Here is a 9254-nt window from a genome sequence, read left to right on the forward strand (position 1 = left end):
TCGCCTCGACGGTTCCGACGGTCGGTCGGCCACCGAACGGGCCACCGCCGCGGTGGAGGCGATCGCGGCCGCACGCGGTGAACGGCTCAAATCCATCGGTGTCACCTGGAGTGACGACGCGGACGTCGAGGCGTCGCTGCTGATGGAATCGCTGACCGAATCCGGGTTCGAGAATGTTGTGCCCATCCGCCTGCCCGAGGCCACCGAGGCGCTGGCCCGCGGAATGGCCGATGTCATCGGCTACCGGACCTCCGCGGTGTGCGTCATCGAACCGGACACCGCGATCGCCCTGATCGTGCACACCGGCGACGGTGCCGTGCAGACCGCGATCAACCACACCATCGACTCCGACGAGAGCCTCATCGGCTGGTTGAGCACCGTCTTCGCCCGGGCCGACTGGCAGCCCGAGGCCCTGGTGGTGGTCGGGTCGGCCGGCGGGTTCGACGCCGTGCTGCCCCAACTCGAGGAAGCGCTGTCGGTTCCGGTCTTCGCGCCCGCCGAGGCACCGCTGGCGTTGGCGCGCGGGGCGGCACTCGCCTCGACCCACAATGCCGGGCTGCCGCTGGACTCGAGCCCGTTGTTCTCCTCGGGTGCCGCCGGCCGCCACGCCGCCGCCGACGCATCCCGGGTGACGCCCGCCCGCGTGCTCACCGGCCTGCTGGTGGCCGGGGCGGTGACCTTCGTGGCCTCGGCCTCGGTGGCGGTCGCCGTCCAACTCTCACCGTCCCCGCAGGCCACACCGCAGCCGGCGGTCAGCGCCGAACGCGTCGTCGACAAGGCGCCGGTGGTCCGGCCCGCGCCCAGTGTCGCCGTCCCGCCGCCCGCCGAAGCTCCCGTCATCCCGGAACCGGTCGAAGCGGTCGTCGCGCCGGTCGTCGAACCCGTCGTCGAGTCGGCACCTCCGCCCGAGGTGAACACCGTCGTGGACAACGTCCCCGCCGAGGGGCCGTATGTCCTCGAGGTGCCGGCCGCACCGCCACCGCCGCCCGTCGTGGCGCCGCCGGCCGTGGTCGCACCGCCGCCGGTGGTGGGACCGGTCTATGACCAGCCGAAGAGGCCGCTGCTGCAGCGAATCCGGGACAAGCTGAGGATCGGTGGGGACGATCAGCCGCCGCCGATCATCATGAATCCGCCGATGGGCTGAGCGCCGATGCGCTGCGCTGGCTAACATTTCCCGCACCCGGCACGATCTACCATGTAGTCCATCAGGCCAGGTCCGGATGTCCGGAATCAGGGGAGGTTCGGAACTTGCGCAGAAACTTTCGGAATGTGCTGGTCATGGCGGGTATCGCCGCGGCCGCACTGATCACGTCCACAGCAACCGGTGTGGCTGCGGTGCCCACACCGCCGGCGGCGGTCTCGGTATCGCCGGCCCCCGGCGACGTCGTCGGGGTGGCCTATCCGGTGACCGTGTCCTTCGCCGATCCGGTCCGCGACCGTGCCAGGGCGCAACGCGACATCACCATCTCGGCGGACACCGTCCCGGCCGGCACCTTCGAATGGCTGGACGACGCGACGGTGCGCTTCACACCGACCGATTTCTGGCCGGCCCACTCGACCATCTCGGTGCAGGCGACCGGCTTCAAGTCCTCGTTCGAGACCGGGGCTCAGGTCGTCGGTGTCGCGGACATCAGCGCCTACACCTTCACCGTGAGCATCGACGGTGTCGTCGCGCGGGAAATGCCGGCATCGATGGGTAAGGCCAAATTCCCCACCCCGATCGGCAGGTTCACCGCGCTGGGCAAAGAGAGCGTGGTCGTGATGGATTCGCGCACCATCGGCATTCCGCTGGACGACCCGGAGGGCTACAAGCTGACCGTCTACGACGCGGTGCGGGTTACCTGGGGCGGCGTGTATGTGCACGGTGCTCCGTGGTCGGTGGGTTCTCAGGGGTACGCGAACGTCAGCCACGGTTGCATCAACCTCAGCCCCGACAATGCCGACTGGTACTACAACAACGTCAGCATCGGCGACCCGATCATCGTGCAGGCCTGAGGTTTTCACGTCTGAGCGTGCAGATTGCGCGCTGTCGGTGAGGCTTCGACGGTGCCCGGATCCGGGTAGGTGCCCAGCACCCGGTCGGCGGTGCCACTGCTGGTGACGGTGAACCAGTAGTGCTCGTTCTTGAAGTGGTGCCGGCGATGATTGCGCCAGATCGACCGGTAGACAGCCGTTTTCGGCTTGTAGTCGGTGTGGATCAGGTAGTGGCACCATTCGTAGCCGATGCCGAGCAGCGCCAGGAACGTCAGAAACGTCAGACCCCGCCCGAGGCTGGGGAAGGCGAGCAGAGCGATCGCCACGGCCAACGGCAGTACCCACAGCAGCGACTGCCAGGGGATGAACACCAGCGGCAGATCGCGCGGCTCGACGTGGTGGTCGCGATGCTTGCGCGCCAGCAGCGGATCCACGGTGACACCGGCGATCCGGCGCGGCCGCCAGTGCAGGATGACCACGTGGATCACCCATTCGGCGAACGGGAACACCGCGAGCATGGCCAGCGGTACCACGGCATCGGTGATCTGCCAGTCGCCGACGGCCAGCCGGGTTGCCGCCGCGGCGAGCAGCGCCGCGGTGAGCATCCACGGCGTCGGGTGGCGCCGGAACTCCCGTCCCGCATCGGCCAGGGTGACACCGCGGCGAATGCTCATGCGAGGTCCTCCAGTTCGGTGAGCGCGCCCAGCAGCGCGGTGGTGGCGGGTTCGAGCAGGGCGCGGGCGGCGGCCGCGGCCGCGTCGGTGTTGCCGGTGCGCACGGCGTCGGCGATCGCCCGATACGCCTCGGGGTGGCCGACCTCGGCGGCCATCATCACGGCCAGCGCGGGCAGGGCGGGTTCGTAGGTCGCGCGCAGCGTGTTGTACATCAGCCGGAAGGCGATGGAGTCCGCGCCGTCGACCAGGTGGTCCCAGAAGGTCAGCGCATGACGTTGCCGCTGAACCGGGTCGGTCTCCGCGCTCAGATCGTCGATGGTCGCGTCGAGCAGGGCGGCCAGTTCCGGTCCGCGTCGTGCGGCGGCAAGTTCGGCCACCTTGGGACCGTTGTGCAACCGGGTTTCCAGGATGGAACGCACCACGGCGATGTCGAGTTCGCCGGCCCGGAACAGCAGCCGGGGGAGCAGGTCCAATCCGGCATGCCTGCGGAAATCGCGCACCGTGGTGGTGTCGCCCTGCCGGATGTCCACCAGGCCCGTCGAGGTGAGGCGTTTGAGCGCCTCGCGTACGGCGGGCCGGGACACGCCGAGGACCTCGGCGAGGCGACGCTCGCTGGGCAGCGCGTCACCGGGCTTCATCTCGCCGTTGAGCACCTCGGCGACGATCTGTTCGAAGACATCCTCGGGGACCGAGCGACGGTTGACCGGTTGCAGTGCCATGCATCGAGCATCGCAGCCACCCGGTAAGAGGTCAAGTGGTCATACCAGTGGGACTGACTGCCGACTCGGCAAGTCAGCCCGGGACGCCGGTGTACTCCGGATTGGGCGGCACCGCCAGCGCGATGCCGATGCGGTTGGTGGCGCCGATGAACGCGGCGATGGAGATGCCCTCCAGAATCAGGTGGTCATCGAGGCCGAGCTCGCGCAGCCGGGCGAAGTCCGCCTCGCGGATGGACTGCGGGTTGTTGTTGACCGCGATCGCGAGATCGGCGAGTGCCCGTTCGCGGTCGGTCAGCTCGGCCACCTGGTGGTGATCGATGGCCACCCGCTGGCCGAAGGACCAGTCGCCGGCGACCTTGCCCAGTTTGTTGGCGTGATTTGTGTGGCAGTAGGCGCACCGGTTCTCCCCGGACACGACGGTCGCGATGACCTCCCGCTCACGATCGGTCAGCCCGCCCCGTCCGTCGGTGCCCAGCAGCGGAAGCAGGTAGCCGTTGAGGCGTTCCAGGTCGCCTTCGTTCAGGGACAGCGCGCGAAACCAATTCGACGTCAGCCCCTCGTCGCGTTGTTGCTTGGCGAAGAACCCCTTCACCGCCGGGCGGGACAGCTCGTCGACCTCCGGCACCCGCAGCCGGGAGATGGTGGCCGGGGTCAGCGTGGTCGGGGAATCGGCGGTCGCAGTCATGACTGCACCATGGCGCGCAGGCCGTTGCTTCGGCAACGGTTTTGTGCCCCGCGACGTAAACGGTTGTCAGCGTAGCGCTTCGGCGGTCGAGTCATCGGCGGGCAGGAACGCCTCGATGCTGAGCTCGGCCGCGGTCAGGTCGAGAGCGGTACCGAAGGTCGTGACGGTGCTGAGGAAGGTGAGGACCTGCCCGCCCGGACCCATCAGTTCCAAGGGGACCACGACACCGCCCAGATCGGTGCTCTCATCCAGGCCACCCGGATACGACTCGATCTCGGCGAGCAGCTCGGCGGACTGCGCCGAACCGCTGACCGCGGCCTCGCGCCGCAACCGCCCGATGACGTGATGACGCCACTGCGCCAGGTTGCGGATCCGCGGGGCCAGCCCGTCGGGGTGCAGCGAGATCCGCAGCGCGTTGGGCTGGGCCAGCAGATGGGCGGCCACCCCGTCGAGCAGGATCGCCGCACCCGCGTTGACCTGCAACACATTCCAGCCGCGGTCGATGGCCAGGCACGGGAAGGGGTTGTAGGCGTTGAGAACTCGCTCGACACCGGCCCGCACCGCGGACATCCCGGGATCGTGCAGTGTGCGTTCGGAATACGCGGGGGCCAGGCCGGCGGCAATCAGCAGCTGGTTCTGCTCACGGGCGGGTACCTCGAGAGCCGCGGCCAGCCGCAGCACCATGGCGCGGCTGGGTGCCGATCGTCCGGTCTCGATGAAGCTGACGTGCCGCGCCGACACGTCGGCCTCCAGCGCGAGGTCGAGCTGGCTCAGCCGTCGACGTTGCCGCCACGATCGCATCAACGAACCGAACGGGGGAGTCTGCAGGTCAACACCAGTCACTCCGTCAGTCTTGACCACATCCGGTCACGGCACCATTACCTCACCGGTAATTGCGGCGCTGACCTCTGTGGACGACGGTGGTGGTCATGACAGAGACCCGGAATCCAGACGTCCCCCGGTGGCTGCGCCTCGTGCTCCGGTGCGACCGCGCCGGATCATCCTGGTACATCGGCACCGGTTTTTTCTTCGCGCCGGTCCTCGCGGTGCTCTCACCGTGGCCAGCGCTGACCACGGTGCTGTGGGTGGCGATCGCGCTGGCCGGCCTGTGGCTGGGACTGCTCGGCATCGCGATGGCGACCGGTCTGGCCATCGTGCTCCGGCGTGACGGCGAGATCGACGAGGACTACTGGAGATCCATCCTGGACTATCGAGCGGCRCCCGGAGTCAGTGCGCGACAGGCTGCCTGGTCGCACCGGCATAGTCGACCTGCCAGTGCTTGATGCCGTTGAGCCAGCCCGAACGTAAGCGTTCGGGCTTCTCCAGCGGGGTGAGATCGGGCATGGCGTCGGCGATCGCGTTGAACATCAGATCGATGGTCATCCGGGCCAGGTTTGCGCCGATGCAGTAGTGCGCGCCGGTGCCGCCGAAACCGACGTGCGGGTTGGGATCGCGAAGGATGTTGAAGCTGAACGGATCCTCGAAGACCTCTTCGTCGAAGTTGGCCGAGCGGTAGAACATCACCACCCGCTGTCCCTTCTTGATGGGCACTCCGTCCAGTTCGGTGTCCTCCAGCGCGGTGCGCTGGAATGACGTGACCGGTGTTGCCCACCGGACGATCTCGTCGGCGGCAGTGCCGGGGCGGTCGCGCTTGAACAGCTCCCACTGGTCGGGGAAGTCGGTGAACGCCATCATCCCCTGGGTGATCGAATTGCGCGTGGTCTCGTTACCCGCCACGGCCAGCAGGATGACGAAGAACCCGAACTCGTCGTCGGAGAGCTTGTGGCCCTCGACATCGGCCTGCACCAGTTTGGTGACGAGATCGTCGGTGGGATTGGCGGACTTCTCCGCCGCCATCTGCATGCCGTAGGTGATCAGTTCCACCGAGGCGCTGATCGCGTCGTTGTTCGCGAACTCCGGATCCTGGTCGCCGACCATCTGATTGGACCAGTGGAACAACTTCATCCGGTCCTCTTGCGGCACGCCCATCAGGCCCGCGATGGCCTGGAGAGGCAGTTCGCAGGACACCTGCTCGACGAAGTCGCCGCGGCCCTCGGCGAGGGCCGCCGCAGCGATCTCCCGGGCCCGGTCGGCCAGGTCGGCGCGCAGCTGTTCGACGGCACGCGGCGTGAATGCCCGGGACACGATCTTGCGCAGATGCGTGTGGTGCGGTGCATCCATGTTCAGCAGCACGAACTTGCCGGAGTCGATCTGCGCCTGGACGGTGCCGTCGGCGTAGCGCGGCAGGGCGGTCTTCTCCAGGCTGGAGAAGACGTCACTGCGCCGCGAGACCTCCTTGACGTCCTTGTGCTTGGTCACGACCCAGAAGCCGCCGTCACCGAACCCACCCTTGTCGAGCGGCTGCTCGTTCCACCAGATCGGAGCCACCTTGCGCATCTGGGCGAGTTCGTCGACCGGGAGTCGTTCGGCGTAGATGTCGGGATCGGTGAAATCGAAACCGGTGGGCAGGTCGGGTGTCGGCATTGCACAACCTCCGCAATAGGCACTGGTGGCGTTACCGCATTGTGAACCAGCGGTACACCTCGCGTCCTGAAGTCGGACAAGGTGACCGAGGCTGACAGAACACACCCGGAAACTCATATGAAAGTCACAGCAGTCTCAGCTGTAACGAAATAGGCCCCGCGACGGAAAATCCATAGAGCAGTATGTTCACCAGAAAGGAGCGTCGGCGATGATCGATGTCGGAGCCAAGGTGTTGAGCGCAGCCATCGGAGGCGGATTCGCCGCATTGATGTTCGCCGCCCCGGCCGTCGCCGAACCCGCCCCGCCCCCACCTCCCGCGCCGGTGGTGGATGTGGCTCCCGTGCCGGCAGCCCCGGCGTCCGCCGTCTCGGTACAGGCAGCCCCGGCACCGGCGCCCACCGAGGGCGTGCCGCACCTGCCCAGCCCGGAAGCTCTGCCGCCGGGCTCGACGATGGATCCCAGCGTCATGGCCGGTGGCGAATCCCCGAACGTGAGTTACCTGCGGGATCTGTGGCACGCGGTGCAGAACCAGGAGCTCAGCGGTAAGGAAGCCCTGCTGCTAGGCATCTCGCAGCGCAACCTGAACACCCCGATCCCGGCCCAGGCGCCGGGCCCGAACGTGCCGATCACGCCCGCCGGTCCGGCGTCCGGCCCGGCCGCGGGGCCGGCTCCCGCCGCCCCCGCTGCTCCGGCGCCTGCCGATCCCGCGACGCCCTAAACCCCGACGGGGTCGATACGCGCCGGCACGTGCTTGTGCCACGGCGTGCCGGCAAAGGCGTCGCGCCAATCCGACGCGGTCAGCGCATTGGGTGCGACCCCCGGTGCCGTCACGGTGCCGTCGACCGCGGCGAAGTCCAGCCCGTAGCCGTTGGGCAACGAGGCGTGCCCGGGCAACATGGCCTCGCTGATCTCGACGCAGGCCTCCGCGGCACCGGAGGCGGTGGTGATGCGGGCGCGGCCTCCGTCGGTCAATCCCAGTGAGCGGGCATCCTCGACGCTGACCCGCAGCGCGCCGTCGGTATCGCGTTTGCGCCACACCGGGTCCCGGATGATGTCGTTGGCCGTGAACGCGCGGCGTTCCCCGGCCGACAGCACGATCGGATATTCGCTGCTGGTCAGCAGCGGGCGGTCGGTGGCCAGCGCGCCGAGTTCGGTGATCAGTTCCGGGATCTCGAGCGCGATGCGGCGGTCCGCGTGGCTGATCAGCGCCCAGTCGTCGGCGTACTCGTGTTCGGTGAAGGTCAGCCCGGAGCGGCTTCCCAGGATCGCGGTGAACAAGGCGTTGCCGTCGGTGTGCCCGGCGCGCTGCACCGCCTCCGGATAGGTCAACGCCACCTTCTGCGCCAGCCCCCACAGACCGGCCGCGCCGGCCAGCCCGTCGGGCAGGCTCGGGCCCAACGTCTCGTAGAGCACATAGGGCAGCACTTTGCCCAGCGACGGATTTGCGCCGAGCGCGGCGAAGAAGGCCTGCGTGTACGCCTCCAGCCCGTCGGCGGCGGCCCGGCGCAACGGGTGCAGCTCGGCATCGTCGACGACGCCGAGTTCACGTACCAGCCGCGCCCAGATCTCCGGCTCGGGCAGGGTGCCCGGTAGCGGGTCCAGCAGCGGGTGGCGAAGATGGAAGGTGTTGTGCGGGAACTCGAGATTGAAGAAGGTCGCCTCGACCTTCTCGAACTGGCTGGCCGCGGGCAGCACGTAGTGCGCCAGACGCGCCGTCTCGGTCATCGCGACGTCGACCACCACCAGCAGCTCCAGCGCGCGCAGCGCGTCGCCCACCGCGGCAGAGTCGGCGATCGAATGCGCCGGGTTGCTGCTCTCGACGATCATGGCGCGGAACCGGTCGGGATGGTCGCCGAGGATTTCCTGGGGCACCGCATTGGAGGGCACCAGGCCGGCGATGATCGGTGCCCCGGTGACCGGGGTGCGGCCCACACCACCGGCGCCGAACAGCGGCGCGAAGGTCGAATGCAGATGCTGGCCACCGCGTTTGGCGAAGTTGCCGGTGAAGATCCACAACAACTTGTTCAGGTACGAGCACAACGTGCTGTTGGGTGCCTGCTGGATACCGAGATCCTCGAAGACCGAAACACTTGCGGCCGCGGCGATCCGGCGCGCTGCGTTCCGCAGCAACTCCGCGTCCACCCCACTGCGCCGGGCGTAATCCTCGACGTCCACCTCGGCCAGCGCCCGCCGTACCGGTTCGACGCCGGTGACATGCTCGGCCAGGAACGCCTCATCGCACAGGTTTTCCTGCACCAGCACCGCCGCCAGCGCGGTCAGGCACCAGGCGTCCGTGCCGGGCCGCACCCGCAGATGGAAGTCGGCGAGCTTCGCGGTATCGGTGATCACCGGGTCGATGACGATCATGGACCGGGCCGGGTCCTTGGCGATCTCGTTGAGCACCGTGCGGGCCCGCGGAAAGCTCTGCGACATCCACGGGTTCTTCCCGACGAACACCGAGACCTCGGCATGCTCGAACTCGCCACGGGTGTGCCCGCCGTAGAGCTGGCTGTCCACCCAGAACTCACCGGTTTTCTCCTGCGCCAGGGCATTCGAGCGGTACCGGGCGCCGAGTGCCTTGAGGAACGCGCCGCTGTAGGCGCCGCCGAGGTGGTTCCCCTGGCCGCCGCCCCCGTAGTAGAAGATCTTGTCCCCGCCGTATTCGTCGCGGATGCGGGCGAAGCCCTCGGCGATCTCGGTGATCGCGGTGTCCCAGTC

10 protein-coding genes are annotated in these 9254 nt (G+C 68.2%); 4 read left to right on the forward strand and 6 right to left on the reverse strand.

All coding sequences use genetic code 11. From position 1 onward, the window contains the following. Positions 1–52: 52 nt before the first annotated feature. Both AC1DTF_RS20790 and AC1DTF_RS20795 read left to right on the forward strand, forming a co-directional pair. Positions 53–1144, forward strand: coding sequence for a DUF7159 family protein (locus tag AC1DTF_RS20790; protein WP_477475428.1), 1092 nt, complete (start codon positions 53–55; stop codon positions 1142–1144). Between the two features lie 134 nt (positions 1145–1278). Continuing rightward, positions 1279–1995 (forward strand): L,D-transpeptidase, encoded by a 717-nt coding sequence (locus AC1DTF_RS20795; RefSeq protein ID WP_477475429.1) that lies wholly within the window; start codon positions 1279–1281, stop codon positions 1993–1995. A gap of 5 nt (positions 1996–2000) precedes the next feature. Here the strand turns inward: AC1DTF_RS20795 and AC1DTF_RS20800 are convergent, their stop codons facing one another. The 4 genes from AC1DTF_RS20800 to AC1DTF_RS20815 all read right to left on the reverse strand — a co-directional run bounded on the left by AC1DTF_RS20800 (position 2001) and on the right by AC1DTF_RS20815 (position 4853). Beyond that, positions 2001–2648 carry a sterol desaturase family protein gene (locus tag AC1DTF_RS20800; RefSeq protein WP_477475430.1) on the reverse strand — a complete coding sequence of 216 codons (648 nt, stop codon included), beginning with the start codon at positions 2646–2648 and terminating at the stop codon, positions 2001–2003. Further along, positions 2645–3367: a FadR/GntR family transcriptional regulator gene (locus tag AC1DTF_RS20805; protein WP_477475431.1), complete on the reverse strand. Its 723-nt coding sequence runs from the start codon at positions 3365–3367 to the stop codon at positions 2645–2647. Before AC1DTF_RS20805 ends, AC1DTF_RS20800 begins: the two co-directional genes overlap by 4 nt. 73 nt (positions 3368–3440) lie before the next feature. Beyond that, positions 3441–4052, reverse strand: coding sequence for a peroxidase-related enzyme (locus AC1DTF_RS20810; RefSeq protein WP_477475432.1), 612 nt, complete (start codon positions 4050–4052; stop codon positions 3441–3443). 66 nt (positions 4053–4118) lie between these two features. After that, the gene (locus tag AC1DTF_RS20815; RefSeq protein WP_156409024.1) at positions 4119–4853 is read right to left on the reverse strand and encodes a helix-turn-helix domain-containing protein; all 735 of its coding nucleotides are present in this window, start codon (positions 4851–4853) and stop codon (positions 4119–4121) included. Between the two features lie 128 nt (positions 4854–4981). On the opposite strand from AC1DTF_RS20815, the gene AC1DTF_RS20820 reads away from it, so the two are divergent. Next, positions 4982–5335, forward strand: coding sequence for a hypothetical protein (locus AC1DTF_RS20820; protein WP_057165607.1), 354 nt, complete (start codon positions 4982–4984; stop codon positions 5333–5335). On the opposite strand, the gene AC1DTF_RS20825 is transcribed toward AC1DTF_RS20820, so the two are convergent. Next, positions 5280–6536 carry a cytochrome P450 gene (locus tag AC1DTF_RS20825; protein WP_057165464.1) on the reverse strand — a complete coding sequence of 419 codons (1257 nt, stop codon included), beginning with the start codon at positions 6534–6536 and terminating at the stop codon, positions 5280–5282. The two genes, AC1DTF_RS20820 and AC1DTF_RS20825, sit on opposite strands and share 56 nt — an antisense overlap. Before the next feature lie 208 nt (positions 6537–6744). Here AC1DTF_RS20825 and AC1DTF_RS20830 point away from each other — a divergent pair, with 208 nt between their 5' ends. Then, a complete protein-coding gene (locus tag AC1DTF_RS20830; protein ID WP_057165463.1) occupies positions 6745–7254 on the forward strand; it encodes a hypothetical protein in 510 nt (169 codons plus the stop codon). Here the strand turns inward: AC1DTF_RS20830 and AC1DTF_RS20835 are convergent. After that, positions 7251–9254: molybdopterin-dependent oxidoreductase (locus AC1DTF_RS20835; RefSeq protein WP_477475433.1), on the reverse strand; the 2004-nt coding region annotated here is incomplete at its 5' end. The genes AC1DTF_RS20830 and AC1DTF_RS20835 overlap by 4 nt on opposite strands.

The organism is Mycobacterium sp. P4_H6 (assembly GCF_056400845.1).

Excerpts from the sequence above, each read along its gene's own strand:
- AC1DTF_RS20805 (WP_477475431.1), bottom strand. The coding sequence starts at position 3,367 with ATGGCACTGCAACCGGTCAACCGTCGCTCGGTCCCCGAGGATGTCTTC.
- AC1DTF_RS20830 (WP_057165463.1), top strand. The coding sequence starts at position 6,745 with ATGATCGATGTCGGAGCCAAGGTGTTGAGCGCAGCCATCGGAGGCGGA.
- AC1DTF_RS20810 (WP_477475432.1), bottom strand. The coding sequence starts at position 4,052 with ATGACTGCGACCGCCGATTCCCCGACCACGCTGACCCCGGCCACCATC.
- AC1DTF_RS20825 (WP_057165464.1), bottom strand. The coding sequence starts at position 6,536 with ATGCCGACACCCGACCTGCCCACCGGTTTCGATTTCACCGATCCCGAC.
- AC1DTF_RS20800 (WP_477475430.1), bottom strand. The coding sequence starts at position 2,648 with ATGAGCATTCGCCGCGGTGTCACCCTGGCCGATGCGGGACGGGAGTTC.
- AC1DTF_RS20795 (WP_477475429.1), top strand. The coding sequence starts at position 1,279 with ATGGCGGGTATCGCCGCGGCCGCACTGATCACGTCCACAGCAACCGGT.
- AC1DTF_RS20815 (WP_156409024.1), bottom strand. The coding sequence starts at position 4,853 with ATGCGATCGTGGCGGCAACGTCGACGGCTGAGCCAGCTCGACCTCGCG.